Genomic DNA, 15,914 nt, shown 5'->3' on the forward strand with positions numbered 1-15,914 from the left:
GCCAATATGAAAATCGTTTCACTTGTACCTTCTATTACTGAGGCTTTATTCGACCTTGGACTGACCGAAAATGAAGTGGTAGGAAGAACAAAATTCTGTATCCATCCTCAGGATAAAATAAAAAATGTACCCATAATCGGCGGAACTAAGAATATTAATATTGAAAAAATTAAAGCATTACAGCCGGATCTTATTCTTGCCAATAAGGAAGAGAATGTAAAAGATCAGGTGGAAGCTCTGATGGATGATCACAAGGTAATGGTCACCAATATTGATACCATTGAGGATAATTACTACCTGCTTAAAAACCTCGGAAAACTTTTTGGAAAGGAAGACAGAGCGCAGCTTTTCAATCTTAAAATTTATGATGTTCTGAATCAGGCACAACTGGAATCTCCTGTAAAAGCAGCTTATCTTATCTGGAAAAATCCTTATATGACCATTGGATCAGATACTTTCATCCACAGGATTTTATCTGAAATTGGTTTTGAAAATATTTTTAAAGACAAAACCCGTTATCCACAAATTACCACTGAAGATCTGGTAGAGGCAGACGTCATTATGCTTTCATCCGAACCTTTTCCGTTTAAAGAAAAACATATTGAAGAACTGCAGGTCTTCTATCCGGATAAAAAGATTATGATTGTAGATGGTGAAGCCTTTTCCTGGTATGGAACCCATATTGCCAAATGTGAGAATTATTTTAAAGAACTTCTCACAGAAATTCATTCAATGCAGCAAGGTTAGTTTTTCACCTCATCTTTACACTTTAAATATTAAACTTTAAATATTCAATTCACATGTCTGGTACAGTTATACTATCTGAAGGAACAGAATTCAATCATGTTATGCAGGAGGTTTTAAAATACATCAATCTTTATGTAATGGCATTTGGAAAGGAAGAAAGAACCATCACCCGTTTAGAAAAACGTGAAAATATGTATGGAGGAAAGGGAACGGTTTATATGATACAGATGTTTGATCAGGAAGAACTGGCCAATAACCGCCTGGCGGCCTACATGGTTTTACTGAATAAAGGAGATGAATCTGGATTCCACACGCACAATCTAAGAAATGAACAGGAATTGTACGTTGTAGTGCATGGAACCGGAGAATATCGTGAAAGAACAGGAACAGAAGGAGCAATACGCAGGAAAGTGCTGCAGAAAGGCGATATTACAGCGATCAGTTCTGTAGGATATCATTCTGTTGAAAACACTGGAGATGAACCTTTAATTATGTTTGTGATTACCACCAACAATCCATAAAAAACTCCGGCTATTACAGCCGGAGTTTTTATTTTTTTATAGTAAGTTTTGATTATAAAATCTTAGAAACTTCATTACAAAGCCATTCTAATAATTCACGGTCTTCCTGCGTGAAAGGATCAATGGTGTGAGAATCAATATCGATCTGACCGATATTTTTTCCATCCTTAAAAATCGGAACTACAATTTCTGCTTTTGTATCAATTGAACAGCTTAAATAATTGCTTTCTTCGTGTACATCAGGAACTACAAATGTTTCATTGGAAACAGCAACCTGGCCACAAATTCCTTTACCGTAAGGAATAATGGTATGATCTGTTGGCGCTCCTACATAAGGGCCTAAAATCAATTCATCCTTATCTCCGTTTTTGAAATAGAAACCTGTCCAGTTGAAGTAAGGAATCTCCTGATCCAACAGGTGGCAGACTTTTTCAAGTTTTTCTTCTGTATTATGTTTGGGACTTTCAAGAATTGAGGAAAGTCTTTTCTTTAATTCTGACATTGTATTTATATTTTAAGAGAATTGTTTTAGGGAAAGCTCTTCTTTATATCCGAACATTCCACGCTCTTTAATCATTTCTGCTACGCCTTCCGGAACCTGAGTTTCCCAGCCTTTCACACAACATGCAATTTTTCTTAATATCTCTCTGGAATAAATTTCCAAAAACTCAGGATTATAATTGGTAATATCTACGATACGGTTGTTGTGTTTGAAGTATTTGTATAATTCTTTCAGATTTTCTTCTACCTTCAGGTTGGAAGAATCCAACAGCTGATGAGTTTCTGGATCTTTGTAAGGATACAGATACACTCTCATTCCGTTTCTGAAAAACTTACCGAATGCTTCAAGAATTCCTCCTGAGAGATTTTTATAATATTTCTCATCGAATACCATCAGCATATTATTTACTCCCATGGCGACTCCGATGTCTCCACTTGTGTAAGATGCGAAGTAATCAATCAGTCTGTAATATTCAGAGAAGTTTGAAATAATAACGGTGTACCCCAGTTTTCCAAGAATGTCTACTCTATCCAGGAAATCCCTTTCATCAATATCTCCGTCTGCTCTCAGATTGGAAATGGTGATTTCAATAAGGACCTCCGTTTCTTCGTGGGTACAGGTAGCATCTTTGAAGAACATATCCATACCATTTTTAAGCATGTCAATGTTCACTTTCGTTACTGGTCTGAAACTTCCTCTTACCGCGAAAATATTTTTCTTGTACAAAACATCTGCAGGAAGCATATTGTTTCCTTGAGAATTGAAAATTACCGCATCCGTCATTCCATTCTTTACCAATTGAAGAGACATCAGTCTGTTATCAACATAGGCAAAAGCAGGTCCGCTGAAGTCGATCATATCAATTTCCAGATTATCTTTTGCAATATCATCATAAAGAGATTCTACTAAAGTTCTTGGATTGTCAAAATAATGAAAGGCTCCGAAAATAAGATTTACTCCGAGGTTTCCTAAGGTTTCCTGCTGAAGTGTAGCATCATTTTCTTTGAATTTTACGTGGATAACGATCTCATTATAATCTTCATTTTCTTTGGTCTGAAAACGGATTCCTACCCAGCCGTGGCCTTTTACCGTTTTATCAAAATTGATGGTCGTTACCGTATTGGCGTAAGAAAAGAATTTCCTGTCAGGATTATTATCTCTTGAAATTCTCTCTTCAATCAAAGCGACTTCATATCGAAGCATTTTGCGAAGCCTGTTTTGGGTTACGTACCTGTTTTTTACTTCTTTTCCGTAGATGGCATCACTAAAATCTTTGTCATAAGCAGACATTGCCTTAGCAATCGTACCTGAAGCTCCCCCTGCTCTAAAAAAGTGGCGAACAGTCTCCTGCCCGGCTCCAATTTCTGCGAAAGTACCATAAATAGTAGGATCTAGATTAATTGTTAATGCTTTTTGTTTAGGAGTTAGTTTCTGATACATTAGGACGTGAAATTTTTTGTAAATTTACCAAAATTAAACCAACCTCAAAACAAAATGAAGTTGAAATTTTTAGGAACCGGTACTTCTCAAGGTGTACCCGTTATAGGCTGTACATGTGAAGTGTGTACTTCAGAAAATCCCAAAGACAAACGTTTGCGTTCTTCCGTAATGATTACTACGGAAGAAAATAAAAAAATACTGATCGACTGCGGCCCGGATTTCAGGCAGCAAATGCTTACCAACCATGAACATACCGTAGACATTGCACTAATTACCCATGAACATAATGACCACGTGATCGGTCTGGATGATATGCGGCCCCTGATTTTTAAAAGTGGAAAAGATGTACCGCTCTACTGCTATTCAAGAGTGGCTCATGAGATAAAAAACAGATTTCCTTACGCTTTTGCTGACGTAAGGTATCCCGGTGCACCCGCTTTTGAACTACACGAAATAGAAAATAAGCCCTTTGAGGTATTGGACACAGAAATCACTCCTGTGGAGGTGATTCACTATAAAATTACTGTTTTCGGATATAAGTTTAAAAAGCTGGCTTACATTACGGATGCCGGGTTTATTTCTGAAACGGAGAAGGAAAAACTAAAGGATCTTGACATTCTGATCTTAAACTGCATCAGAAAATTTGATCCCCATCCTGCCCATTTTATCCTTCCGGATGTTATTAAATTATTTGAAGAGCTAAAACCTAAAAAATTATTTTTAACCCACATCAGCCATCATCTGGGGCTGCATGACATTGAAGATAAGGAGCTTCCGGCCGGAATACACCTTGCCTACGATGGTTTGGAATTTAATTTTTAAAAAAAAATCTTCAAAAGCTTTTGAACATTGAAAAAAGTTCCTATATTTGCACACCAATTTGAAACAAACATCACGTTTGAAATCAACATCAAGCCCAGGTGGCGGAATTGGTAGACGCGCTGGTCTCAAACACCAGTTCTTAGGAGTACCGGTTCGATCCCGGTCCTGGGTACAAGACCGGAAAGAGGTGATAATTCACTTTCTTTCCGGTTTTTTTTCATACCTAACTCATTGTTTATCTGATATATATAAGAGAGCAAAACATTGGGTCGGGTGGTTCGATAATGATTTTTTGAAAATTGCAATTTTTCAGGAAATATCGAACCAATTATTTTACGTTTTACTTCGATATCCCCATCAGTATAGACTTTCGCAAGGTCTACTAGGTTCGATAATGCTTGGTCTAGTAGTTGTTGAAAATCTATTTTCTTATTATCCTTTCCTTTAGTTAATTTAGCTTCGAGCTTTTCAATTTGTGCTTTACAGTCGGTCTTAATTTCAAGATAATCTTCATCATCAATGACTTCCTCCATCAGTTTATTTCTTGCCTGTTTCAATTTACTGTTTAAACGATCTATTTCTAATAGAATTGCTTTCCTTTCTCTTTGGGGATTATTGATTAATTTTTCAAAATTTTGCCTCAGTACTTTTTTCAAATAATTTTTTATAGATATGCGCATTTCCAATGACTGCAATATCTCTAAAAATTTAGAATTAATAATCTCAGATTTGTAACGGTATGAACACGGGGACTGGCAATGATAGTAATAATATTTATTTCCAGAACGTCCCGTAGAGGCACTGCCTGTAATCAAATGACCACATTCCGGACACACAAGGAAACCTCTTAATGGCAAATTATCGTCAGACAGTACTTTTACATTAGGTCTGGCTGGATTCACATTTCCATCCATTATACATTGAACTTTTTCGAATAGTTCTTCACTGATCAAAGGTTCATGAATACTTTTAACAAAATGAGCCTCCTCTTCATTGAATTGCTCCACGTAAATTTTCCCACAATATGCGGTATTCCGTAAACTTGCAAGAAAGGCACTTATCTTAACTGACTTTCCTTCTTTTCTGTTCATCATATCCATGATTTGGCTCGCTGAATAAACGCCTTTGGACATTTCATTAAATGCCCATTTCATATTGGAAGCTTCCGGTTCCTTCGGAATTACATACTTTTTCCCGTTTTCCGTTATTCTGTTAGCGTAGCCATAAGGTGCCCTTCCCATTAATCTGCCTTCTTTTTTAGCACGGCGCATTCCATAATAAGTATTCAGAGCGCGCCTGTCGTTTTCAACTTCCGGTGCAGCAAGATATATAGCCAGCATCATTTTATTTTCAGGAATTGAAAGATCTAAAGGTTGCTCAATGGCCTGCGGTTCAACATTAATTTTCCTAAGCATGTTAATCATTTGATACGCATCGCCAGCGTTCCTGCTGAAGCGATCCCATTTTGTAAAAAGCAGCAGATCCGTTTTTGAGCTTTTTTTCTTTAGCGTATCCAGTAATTTAATCCACTCTGGCCTGATAAAAGTCTTGGCTGAGTAATCTTCATAAATGATTTGACCTACTTTAATGTTATTGTTTTCACAATAACGTTTTAATCGTTCCTCCTGATCTCTTTGCGAGTATCCCTTATCTGCCTGCTCATCAGTTGACACACGGATATATAAATCGGCTTTTTTCATATATAAATCTTAGAAAATATTATTGTTCTAAAAAACTCTTAATGGTAATTTTTAAGAGCATCGTCAGAAAGCTTAAAATATTTTTCGCCTCCTCAATGCTCAATTCAATTCCCTCCTCTTCTTTAAAAATCTTGATAATCTCCTCTATGGTAATGTTACTAATTTCAACTTTCTTCTCCATACCAATACATTTTTAATAAAAGTATTGGACAACTGTTCTGAAATTAAACCCAGACACTTATGCGATGTATTTGGCTTTTAAATATAAATGTCTAACGCTTGAAACATGTAAAATCAAACGAAACACTTAACGTCAACCATCAGGCGGAAAAAATTTTTATTTATAAAAGATGTGATTACGTTTAAATTTATTTTTTAGGTGCAACAAGAGAAAATTGATGCAAAGAAATTCATCATTCTTAGATTCAACTAAAATACAAATAAAATCAACATTGTTAATTTAAACATTCATTTCATATACAAAAACAGGTTATTGACTGTTATTACACGAAACATTTTCCAAAAAAAACCGGTAAAAAGGCAGCTAAGGTATTGTTGCCAGCCGTCATGCTAATCCAACCAAAAGACTACGGCATAAACGGTTTCCTCCCTAAAGGTACCCTCCAATTAATCCGTTTCCTTTTGTTTTTTTTCATTGTCAACACTTCATATCTGCTTTCTTTTTTCCGGTTTTCTTTTGAAAAATATTCAGCGAAGCCTGAAAGGCTTTTAAGAAATAGAACGGAAGAGATTGAAAAGGCTTTTGACCCAGAAAAGATACATAACATTTCAAAGATGTTTTAAATAGTGTTTTAAATAGTGTTTTAAATAGTGTTTTAAATAAATGCTTTTTTAACTTAAGTACGGGAAACAAAAGGCTCTGCCGTACTCAGAGCAATAACAATGAAATATAATATCGTAAATGAGATCAAATTGATCTACACAAGAAAAGGAAATGCTGAAAAAAAAGTACTGAACTCCCAGGATGCTACAGATATTTTCAGGGAACATTTTGATGCAGATCAGATCGACTACAGAGAGTCATTTTACTCAATGTATATGAATCAGGCTAACAAGGTCTTAGGAATACAAAAAATATCAGAATCTGGAATTACCTCTTCTCTTGTTGACATCAGAATCATCATGCAGGGAGCTCTATTATGTAATGCCGTATCATTTATTATAGCCCATAACCATCCTTCCGGAAACCTTACACCTTCTCGCGAAGACATGGGCATCACACAAAAAATAAAGGAGGCTGCCCAACTATTAAATATTAACCTGCTTGATCATTGTATAATAACTTCAACCGACTCCTTCTCTTTCTCCGATGAAGGTATTTTATAAGGGACTTAAATTTCTAAAAATAAGAATCCAGAGCCGGTTCCCGGTCTGGATTCTTGTGGCGTCGCGGAAAGATGCCTGTCCTTTAGGAGGCCAACCATCTTTCCGCAAATACTAAACAATACTTCTCAAATTAGATGGTTTTATTTGAAGTGGAAATATATATATATTTGCAAGCTAAAGAAATTGTATTTATCCGTCTAACTTTTTGTTGTTGAATTGAAATTCAATTTTATTCTCATTTCCAAAACTGTCTGAAAGCCATACCGTAAATGATTGTGAAACTTCAGAGGTTGAAGTATAATACAATCTGAACTCTTTCTCATACAGAGGATAAATATCATTGGGAAAATAGGGTTGAGTGTTATAATACTGTAGCTTTCCTGTTCCCTCAAACTGAAAATATCGAAGATAATATTTGGTGTCAGCAAAATTACCTTCAGGAAGAATTTTGATACGAATCTCCACATACTCGTCTTTAGCGATATCCTTGGGAACCGGCATAACCGACACCTTAAAAGGATAGTTCTGCTGAATTTCCAAATCATCTTTCTCACATGATTGTATAAATAGTCCGATTACAAATAGTAGCAAGAAACACTTGAATTGTATTTTAACTGTATTAATTTTATTTTTCATTTTACACTATTTTAGAAGTTATATCTTATTCCAACACCGAATAATGAACTCACTTGAGCCATTTGACTATTTTTCAAAAAGCGAAGTTGCCCGTTGATCAGGAAAACTAAATGCTCAGTCAGATAGCTTTCAATAGACAGCTTACCGTTCGTCCCATAAATAAAATTACCTGTAGAGTTAAGCTTTGATCCATCATACAACAATTCATCACCTCTATTAATCTGCTCGTAACCAACAAGACCTCCAATTCCCAGATTAAAATTGACATTTCGTATGAAGTCTCCCCAAACATAAAAACTGTACCCACTGCTCAGCAGGAAACTATCTATCGGGATATCGCCGCTTGTATATTTATAATATTTTCTACCATATTCTGCCAGTCCAAAAAAGTAATTACCATTCTTCGAGTAAGAAACAAGCCCAGTACTTAACATATAATTTTGTTTTTCTGGAGATTTTGGAAATACCGAATAGGTAAATTCAACACCAATTTGCTTAGGAATCATCTGTTGAGCAAATATTTTGCTACCCATTATCATCATGAAGATTACTGTTAAAAATATTTTGTGCATCTTACTCCGTTTTAATGGTTAAACTGTTTATCAATCTTGCATGAACAAGATCTTCATTTTCAAGCTGTACTTTCAGATGCCTTCCCCCATTCTTTTCCAGAATTTCAATCTCCAAAACCTGATCTTTTAAGAGTGTAAACTGATCAAGCATATAAATCCCTTTACTGTCTGAATGATCAGCTATTATCCTTTCCGGGAAATAGGTAAGAACCTGCTTTAAAATCTTATCCTGAACGACCGTTCGCTTTAAGTTCTTTTTATCGACAATTTTAAAATTGACCCATTCAATAGCATACCCCACATTACTTTGATTCTTAACCTGCAATGTGAAATAAAACTTGTTGTCATTAACGTGCAGTGCTCTGACTGAAAACTCAATTCCATAGCTTTTTGAAACAATATGTTTAATAGTTCTGTTGCTTTTACTGTAAAGATTTTCCATAATGAGCCAGGTTAGAGAAGTTGAGCTTCCTTTAAGATCTTCAAATAATACATCAGTAGCATACTGCCGTTCAATACCTCTCTGAAGTTTTACTAAATCATAGCTGAGTATTTCCGGATAAGAACTGTAGGATGCATCAAAACTGTAAAATTTTCCATCTTCGGTAATAACCGAAAAATTAGTTTCCTCTTCAAAATCCCTGACAGCTGATTTAACCCGAAGGACGTTTCCTATAGGCTCTGCCTTATTGGCAACTAACAATTCACTACCTAGATCAACATATCGTATGGGTGATGGAAAAATCACATGGCTGGTTTTATTGTAGGTAACCTGTATCCTGAAAGGCTCTAATTTTCCCTCTTCCAGGGAATAATAGGTTGTCACGGAATCCTGCCCAAATGCCTTGCTTACTAATAGAAGTAATAGCATAATGAGAATATAATGACTCTTTTGTGTATTCATTTTTATTTTTTTGATTAGTTATTTTGGTGTAAGAGGAAGACCTGATGGCCAGCTTTTACAGTTACTTTCAATTGTCTGACTCTCTTCTGAAAATAACCCGACAGTCCCTGTACTACTCCCCTGCTCAGATCAGCTGCAATCTGCTGCCCTGCAGATTGGGTCATCATAATATCGGTGCCTGAAGTCTGGCTCATATTAGCTACAATATCGCTTACCGCATTCTGCTCCGCTGAATAAGGAACATACAATCCCATCTGACCGTCGGTGTCATAAACATTGATTTCTACAGGATAGATATTACCTTGAGATTGAATGGAAGATATTTTTAACTGAAGCCTCCCACCCTGAAATTTGCTTACTGCAATCAGTAAACTCCCAATTGGAATTTCAGATCGTCCGACTTTCATCGCTTCTGAAAGCCTTATAGATAATGTACTTTCGTTGACCAAAGTCTTAGTTTCATAGACCACACCTCTTATTGCGTTTTTTGTTTGAACTGAGTTTTCTGAATCATTTTGACTGTCATAAAATCTATTCTGATTCAAACCTGCGATAAAAGCACTATCCGACCGGTCTCTGTATAATGAGGAAACAACATTGGAACGTACCGGTATTGCTGAAGTCAGTTTAACCTTCTTTTCCGTTGACTTTTCGATTTCTTCTTTTCCTGCTGGTTTTTCCTGCTTTGGCATCGTTGGAAGATACTTAGCAGCCATTTGATACGATTTTTCCATGAGCTCTAACTGGTCGTTCATTCCCAGACCCACAGGAACAGCATGATTTTGCATTGACTCATTCTTTAGCCTTGAAATTTCTTTCCTTAGGTTATTGACCTCCTGATTATCCCGATTATAGAATGAGCTTAAGGTCTGCTGTGTATTTCGATAACTGTTCAGAGCATTCTGATCGGATTGCTGAAGTACACTTTTAGTGGATGTTGAAGAAGGTGGGTTGCTATTATAGTTTACACCGTTCTGGTCATTCCAGTAATCTGATAAAGTTGTTATTGAATTTCTCTTTTCTTCATTCTTTTGCTCTAATAACTGCTGCTCATAAGCCTTTTGCTTATCAGACTGCAATTGATCGTCTTTTGCCTGTGGAATAGCTGCATTAAATCCGGCCTCTTCAATAATGGTATGATCGGTTTTGGGCTTAAAGATGAGATAAAAGCAAGATGCACATACAGCAGCCATCAAAAAGTAGATGAAAGGTTTCTTTAATCTTTCCCATTGAGCCTTGGGATGATCATTCACTCCGTTAGAATTTTGGGAGAGATCATTTTCTGTCACTCTAATTTTCTCTGAATCTTTCATATTCTATTTTTTAGTGGATGAGTTTACTATTTCATTATGCTTCGATCCTTTTTCGATAGGTTTCTTAGAAATGCCGTCAATATGATTGATAGAAATGGTATTACTTCTTTGACCCGTAGAAATACAAATATTCACAATGACGATGACGGTTATCAAAACATAACCACCAAAGAAAACCTTGGTCAGGAATTTTTGTCGCTCTACCGGAAGAGATATCCATTGTGTATCAATCTTTACAACATAATTTTCGAGTGTATCTATTAGTTTTTTCATATCGGTCTTATTAGCGTTCAACAGTTTCGACATCTCTGTTTTCAAGCACGTTGAATTTTTCAATGATAAATCCCTGAGGATTGCTGTCAGACCGTACAGAATTAACCAATGAACAGTTGCTAATTAAATTCCTGATGGTAAGATTACTGGACCTGATAATGAATTGTCTTGCATAAGTTTTTACGTCATAAGGGTAAGTGTCAAAGTTGGCAACGACACTGTCTACCTCAACTCTCTGCTGGATATTACCTGAAATGATTCTGTTATAGTAACCTTTTTCCTGAAGGTCTTTATAGTAATTGAATGCGGATTGATCAGCCAAATTGAAAGCCCTTTTGACATTGCTTTCAATAGCATTCTTATCTGGGGCAATGGTGAAGAATAATTCGTGAAATCGTCTCACATGCTCTCTTGCTTCCACAGGTCTGTTGATCGACATATCCTGAGATAGCGCGACCATTAATGATTTGCCATTGTCCAGCACGTAGATCTTCTGACGCTGCTTCTCGGCAAATTGATAGGATTTAAAGACAACTACCCCTACGACTCCAAAACACAACACCGCAAAAACGAATGTAAATAAACGGATCTGCTTGAAGCTGCTCTCAATATTTCTTAACGTTTTAAATTCCATAGAACTGTATTTTTATTTTAATAATCTTCCCGAAATATTACCCGTCGCAGAACCTACTGCTGCTCCCGCAACATTACCTGATTTCGTGGCAGTTTGGTTTACATTACGCATAAAGTTGCCTGCACCTCCTGCCTGAATCACCCATCCAGTTACCGTCGGTACCGTAAAATAACCGATGATGCCGATTACCATATAGATGATGTATACTGTATTGGAGGTATCAGGAATGAAAGTGGTATCTGCGAGCATCTCGATATCCCGTTCTAAAATCAAAGTCTGTATTTTGGCAAGAATGGCACTGAATATATCAGCAACAGGAAGCCATAGGTAAACACTGATGTATCTTGTCAGCCATTGAGTTAAAGTAGTTTGGAAACCATCCCATACAGAAATGGCAAATGCGATAGGTCCTAATATTGAAAGGACAATCAGAAAGAAGGTTCTGATGGTATCAATAACTAAGGCTGCCGATTGAAACAATATTTCAAGAAACTCACGGAAACCATCTCTGATATCTTTCTTGATGGCAAACATTTCCCGTTCAATATACATTCCGGACATCGTGACCAAATCCGATGGTGACCATCCGAGCTCTTCCAGCTTCTTGTCAAATTCTTCGTTTGAAATAAGGTAGGCCATCTCCGGATTCCTCAGCATCGCTTCCCGTTCTAAAAGATCTTTTTTCTGTTGCAGCTCGTTCATATCCAAGACCTGATTCTCCAACATGGAGTGGCTGCCCTGAACAATCGGATTCATTACCCCATTAAGGCTTCCTAAAACCAATGTGGTAAAAAACATAATGCAGATGCCTATGGCAAAAGGTCTCAGCATGGGAAACAAATCAATAGGTTCCGCGCGGCTCAAGGACTGCCAGACTTTTAGTGCTACATAGAATAAAGCACCTAATCCTGCGACTCCTTTTGCCACAGCAGCCATATCAGCGCACATCGGCATCATTTCCTCATAAACGGAACGAAGTACTTCGTGTAAGTTATTCGGTTCCATCTTACCAGTATTTTTGATTGGAGGTTCCGTAAAGATCCAGCACCCTTTGGGTATTGTTCTGTTTTTTTGCTCTCAGATAACTGACCGAAATATTTTTATTGGTATAGTATCGTACCAGATTATGATACGCTTTGACCTCTTTATAAACCCGGTCAACAACATCCATCCTTTCTTTATCATTCAGAGAAAGACCGTTAGAAGTGATGATCTCTTTGAGTTCTTTCAATAGCTCCGTGCTCTCCGTAAGAAGCGCAGAATAACCATTGGCAATGGAAGCTAATTCCTGAGCATTAAAATTGGGATCATTCAGCATCTTTCCGAAATTATTCACATACATCTCAGAAACATCACCCACTAAAAGGACGGTCTGCTGAACCTTTCTGGCATCTTTGACCAGATTATTGATGGCTTTCAGCTGGTCATAATACTCTTTACCCTGTTCATATACTTTCTTAACTTCATTGAAGTTCTTAACAACGTTAGATACCGTTGAAGAAGTTTGTACAATTTCATTGGCTGAGTTCAAAATTCCCGAAGCCAGGTTTGCAGGGTCTGTTACGACAAATTGTGCTTTTGTATAGGTTACGGTAGCAAAGAATGCTACCATTAAGGTTTTAATGATTAAATTTTTCATTGTTGTACATTTTTAAATGATTGAATTGTCTTTTCTATTCGATTTGATTCTCTTAAGAGAAATCCTCTTGATGGCATGTTCGACATTGCCGTCAAGTTCCGATGCAAGATTCATCACTTCCATCTTTTCCGTTTCTTCAGTGGTATATGCCAGATATTCTTGTGTTGAAACTTCAGTGGCATAGACTGCAGAGTGCGTTCCACCCAGTCCAATCCAGACTTCCTTGTAAAGTCTTCGTGGATCATTATTCATATTGATCGACAGCACCTGGGACTTTTCTTTATCAGTCAATCCCAGCATCGCCTGAATATCATCGAACTTGTTCATATACTTCCTTTGGTCAAGAAGAATCTTACAATCTGAATTATTAATGATACTTTCTTTCACAATCGGTGAGTGGATGATATCATCGACTTCCTGAGTTACCACAATGGCTTCTCCGAAAAATTTCCTTACCGTTTTGAACAAATACTTAATGTATTCTGCCATCCCTTCTTTGGCAATGGCTTTCCAGGCTTCTTCGATGAGAATGAGTTTTCTGACTCCTTTGAGCCTTCGCATCTTATTGATGAAGACTTCCATTATGATAATCGTCACAATGGGGAACAGAATTTTATGATCTTTAATGGGATCGATTTCAAATACGATGAAACGCTTTGATAACAAGTCCAGCTGCTTTTCTGAATTGAGCAAATAGTCATATTCCCCGCTTCTGTAATACGGTTCCAGCACATTGAGAAAGTTGGCAATATCAAAGTCTTTTTCCCTGACTTTCTTTTGCTCCAATACTTTCTGATAATCATCTTTGACGTACTCATAGAATCCATTGAAAGAAGGATACTGGTCATCGGTTTTAATTCTTTCGATATATCCGCTGACTGCATTGGACAGGGCCACTTCCTCTGAACGGGTTGGTGGTTCATCATCCCTTTTCCATAGAGTCAGAATCAAGGTTTTGATACTCTCCCTTTTTTCAATGTCAAAAACACCCTCATCAGTATAGAATGGATTGAAAGCGATAGGATTGTCCTCGGTATAAGTAAAATAAACCCCGTCCTCTCCTTTGGTCTTTCCTTTAATGAGTTCACATAATCCCTGGTAGGAATTTCCGGTATCTACAAGAAGGACATGCGCTCCCTGCTCATAATACTGTCGCACCATATGGTTGGTGAAGAATGATTTACCACTGCCCGATGGACCAAGGATAAACTTATTTCTATTCGTAATAATCCCCTGTTTCATCGGCAAATCTGAAATATCCAAATGAATAGGCTTTCCAGTCAGGCGATCAGCCATCTTGATCCCAAAAGGTGATGGTGAATCCTGATAGTTGGTCTCTTCTGTGAAAAAACACAAAGCAGGTTCGATGAATGTGTAAAAGCTCTCTTCACTAGGAAAATCGCCTGCATTACCCGGAATTCCTGCCCAATATAAGGTAGCTGTATCCGTGGTATTATGACGGGGCTTACATTCCATTAAGGCTAGCGCACTCCCCGTATCATTTTTTAACTGCTTGAATTCAGCAGAATTGTCAGACCATGACATCACATTAAAATGAGCACGGATAGATTGAAGACCATAAGAGTGTGCTTCATTCAAATACTTTTCTATCCATTCCTTATTGATCTGATTGGCTCTGCTGTATCTTGCTAAAGAGTGCATATTCCTTGCTGATTTTTCAAATTGGCGAAGGTTCTCATCACTATTGTCAATGAACAGATACTGGTTATAAATGTGATTACAACTTAGCAGAAGTCCCACCGGAGAAGCAAATGAAAGAAGACAATCACTGCGGTCTGTGCTTAATTTCTCATAACGACTATGTGATGAGACTGTGCCTGGTAAATCCTCAGTATCCGATAAGGTGTGCATACTAATCCGATTATTACCGATTCGCATTTCTTCAGATCCCAGCTTAATATCGTGCAATGGTGGATGGGTTTCACGGGATAGAGTCAGATACTGCTCCAGTAGTCCAGACCTCTCGGAAGTTCCTGCTATCTCATCTTCTGTCATCCTTTCCAGATGGATATAACCACTATCATTCATTATCCGCTCCAGCTGATCGACCGCTTCAAGAAAATGACCAATGATTTCTTTGTCTTTAATCTCTTTTGGAATCAGCTTGCCTTTACAGAGAGAAGAAAAATTGCTCTGCATCCTCATTCTCTCCTTACTGGTTTTCGTTATAAAGAGATAGCAGTAATGATTTAAAAAGGGCCTCTCATTGAAATGCCTTTCAAATGATTTGGAAAGAAAACTCTGGTCTTCTTTTGACAAATCAGGATTGTAGTTTTCTTTAATAAACCAGTCCTGTTTGTGAACGATGGTGAAATCCGGGAGTGTTTTAATAGCCTTAAACCAAGCGGAATGCATGGCTTCATACTCAGCGGAAGCAACAGTAAACAGCTCGGGGAGTCTGACTTTAAAGCAGACGGTCACATCAGCGTCCTTTGAAATGATACAATCATTTTCAATCGCCAACAGTGGAAATTTGCTTTCCAAGGTTGCTGCTTTGGAAGAATTTCTCATATGTTTGTTCTTTTAAGGTTAATTTTCAGATACCGATAAATACTCTTTCGACTGATGATGTATTTCGGATGCTTTTTTTGAGCACTCATTTTCATCAGACCGTGCTCACCGTATTTTCCATTCAATGCGAAAGTCTGCCAGGTAAGAAGTCCACTGCTGATTCCTCCGAGAATTAAACACAGATAGGTATTGACACCTGCCATATACATAACCATAACACAAATCAATATTCCTAAGAGTCCTCCACTGAAGATAAAGAGGTATTGCGCTTTTAACCCTTTAAATTCTACCTTCCTTCCTATTCCTTTATTGATATGATAGGTATTCATAGT

At 37.2% G+C, this 15,914-nt stretch carries 18 protein-coding genes and 1 tRNA gene; 5 read left to right on the top strand and 14 right to left on the bottom strand.

Annotated elements, in window-relative coordinates; all coding sequences use genetic code 11:
- The first annotated feature begins 6 nt into the window (after positions 1-6).
- Both A1704_RS05915 and A1704_RS05920 read left to right on the top strand, forming a co-directional pair.
- On the top strand, positions 7-747 hold the full coding sequence (locus A1704_RS05915; protein WP_062671356.1) for an ABC transporter substrate-binding protein: 741 nt from the start codon (positions 7-9) through the stop codon (positions 745-747).
- 53 nt (positions 748-800) lie between these two features.
- Positions 801-1,268 (top strand): cupin domain-containing protein, encoded by a 468-nt coding sequence (locus A1704_RS05920; protein WP_062671358.1) that lies wholly within the window; start codon positions 801-803, stop codon positions 1,266-1,268.
- A 52-nt stretch (positions 1,269-1,320) separates the two neighbouring features.
- On the opposite strand, the gene A1704_RS05925 is transcribed toward A1704_RS05920, so the two are convergent.
- Together A1704_RS05925 and A1704_RS05930 are read right to left on the bottom strand one after the other, a co-directional pair.
- Positions 1,321-1,770, bottom strand: coding sequence for a GAF domain-containing protein (locus A1704_RS05925; RefSeq protein ID WP_062671360.1), 450 nt, complete (start codon positions 1,768-1,770; stop codon positions 1,321-1,323).
- A 12-nt stretch (positions 1,771-1,782) separates the two neighbouring features.
- On the bottom strand, positions 1,783-3,210 hold the full coding sequence (locus A1704_RS05930) for a hypothetical protein (protein ID WP_034692241.1): 1,428 nt from the start codon (positions 3,208-3,210) through the stop codon (positions 1,783-1,785).
- Positions 3,211-3,264: 54 nt separating this feature from the next.
- On the opposite strand from A1704_RS05930, the gene A1704_RS05935 reads away from it, so the two are divergent.
- Both A1704_RS05935 and A1704_RS05940 read left to right on the top strand, forming a co-directional pair.
- Positions 3,265-4,032: an MBL fold metallo-hydrolase gene (locus A1704_RS05935; protein ID WP_062671362.1), complete on the top strand. Its 768-nt coding sequence runs from the start codon at positions 3,265-3,267 to the stop codon at positions 4,030-4,032.
- A gap of 92 nt (positions 4,033-4,124) precedes the next feature.
- Positions 4,125-4,204, top strand: a tRNA-Leu gene (locus A1704_RS05940).
- Here the strand turns inward: A1704_RS05940 and A1704_RS23980 are convergent.
- On the bottom strand, positions 4,158-5,732 hold the full coding sequence (locus A1704_RS23980) for a recombinase family protein (RefSeq protein ID WP_082798728.1): 1,575 nt from the start codon (positions 5,730-5,732) through the stop codon (positions 4,158-4,160). The genes A1704_RS05940 and A1704_RS23980 overlap by 47 nt on opposite strands.
- A gap of 19 nt (positions 5,733-5,751) precedes the next feature.
- Entirely contained in the window at positions 5,752-5,913 is a 162-nt protein-coding gene (locus A1704_RS24705) for a hypothetical protein (protein ID WP_167348773.1), read from the bottom strand.
- A 722-nt stretch (positions 5,914-6,635) separates the two neighbouring features.
- Between A1704_RS24705 and A1704_RS05950 the strand changes: the two genes are divergently transcribed.
- Positions 6,636-7,079: a JAB domain-containing protein gene (locus A1704_RS05950; RefSeq protein ID WP_062671366.1), complete on the top strand. Its 444-nt coding sequence runs from the start codon at positions 6,636-6,638 to the stop codon at positions 7,077-7,079.
- A 189-nt stretch (positions 7,080-7,268) separates the two neighbouring features.
- On the opposite strand, the gene A1704_RS05955 is transcribed toward A1704_RS05950, so the two are convergent.
- From A1704_RS05955 to A1704_RS06000, 10 genes are read right to left on the bottom strand one after another with little or no spacing between them, the layout of a single operon-like run.
- Positions 7,269-7,715 (bottom strand): DUF3872 domain-containing protein, encoded by a 447-nt coding sequence (locus A1704_RS05955; protein ID WP_062671368.1) that lies wholly within the window; start codon positions 7,713-7,715, stop codon positions 7,269-7,271.
- 11 nt (positions 7,716-7,726) lie between these two features.
- Positions 7,727-8,287 (bottom strand): conjugal transfer protein TraO, encoded by a 561-nt coding sequence (locus A1704_RS05960; RefSeq protein WP_062671370.1) that lies wholly within the window; start codon positions 8,285-8,287, stop codon positions 7,727-7,729.
- A gap of 1 nt (position 8,288) precedes the next feature.
- On the bottom strand, positions 8,289-9,191 hold the full coding sequence (gene traN / locus A1704_RS05965; RefSeq protein ID WP_062671372.1) for a conjugative transposon protein TraN: 903 nt from the start codon (positions 9,189-9,191) through the stop codon (positions 8,289-8,291).
- 14 nt (positions 9,192-9,205) lie between these two features.
- On the bottom strand, positions 9,206-10,504 hold the full coding sequence (gene traM, locus A1704_RS05970) for a conjugative transposon protein TraM (RefSeq protein ID WP_062671374.1): 1,299 nt from the start codon (positions 10,502-10,504) through the stop codon (positions 9,206-9,208).
- 3 nt (positions 10,505-10,507) lie between these two features.
- The gene (locus A1704_RS05975; RefSeq protein WP_062671376.1) at positions 10,508-10,810 is read right to left on the bottom strand and encodes a hypothetical protein; all 303 of its coding nucleotides are present in this window, start codon (positions 10,808-10,810) and stop codon (positions 10,508-10,510) included.
- Positions 10,788-11,411, bottom strand: a complete 624-nt coding sequence (gene traK / locus A1704_RS05980) for a conjugative transposon protein TraK (RefSeq protein WP_062671378.1) — start codon at positions 11,409-11,411, stop codon at positions 10,788-10,790. Before traK ends, A1704_RS05975 begins: the two co-directional genes overlap by 23 nt.
- A gap of 12 nt (positions 11,412-11,423) precedes the next feature.
- Positions 11,424-12,416 carry a conjugative transposon protein TraJ gene (traJ, locus tag A1704_RS05985; RefSeq protein ID WP_062671380.1) on the bottom strand — a complete coding sequence of 331 codons (993 nt, stop codon included), beginning with the start codon at positions 12,414-12,416 and terminating at the stop codon, positions 11,424-11,426.
- A gap of 1 nt (position 12,417) precedes the next feature.
- Positions 12,418-13,050, bottom strand: coding sequence for a DUF4141 domain-containing protein (locus A1704_RS05990; RefSeq protein ID WP_117753086.1), 633 nt, complete (start codon positions 13,048-13,050; stop codon positions 12,418-12,420).
- Positions 13,051-13,062: 12 nt separating this feature from the next.
- Positions 13,063-15,582 carry a TraG family conjugative transposon ATPase gene (locus A1704_RS05995; RefSeq protein ID WP_062671382.1) on the bottom strand — a complete coding sequence of 840 codons (2,520 nt, stop codon included), beginning with the start codon at positions 15,580-15,582 and terminating at the stop codon, positions 13,063-13,065.
- On the bottom strand, positions 15,579-15,911 hold the full coding sequence (locus tag A1704_RS06000) for a DUF4133 domain-containing protein (protein WP_062671630.1): 333 nt from the start codon (positions 15,909-15,911) through the stop codon (positions 15,579-15,581). The genes A1704_RS05995 and A1704_RS06000 overlap by 4 nt, the downstream gene beginning before the upstream one ends.
- Positions 15,912-15,914: the final 3 nt, after the last annotated feature.

The sequence above is a fragment of the Chryseobacterium cucumeris genome (assembly GCF_001593385.1).
GTDB classification, from domain to species: Bacteria; Bacteroidota; Bacteroidia; order Flavobacteriales; family Weeksellaceae; genus Chryseobacterium; species Chryseobacterium cucumeris.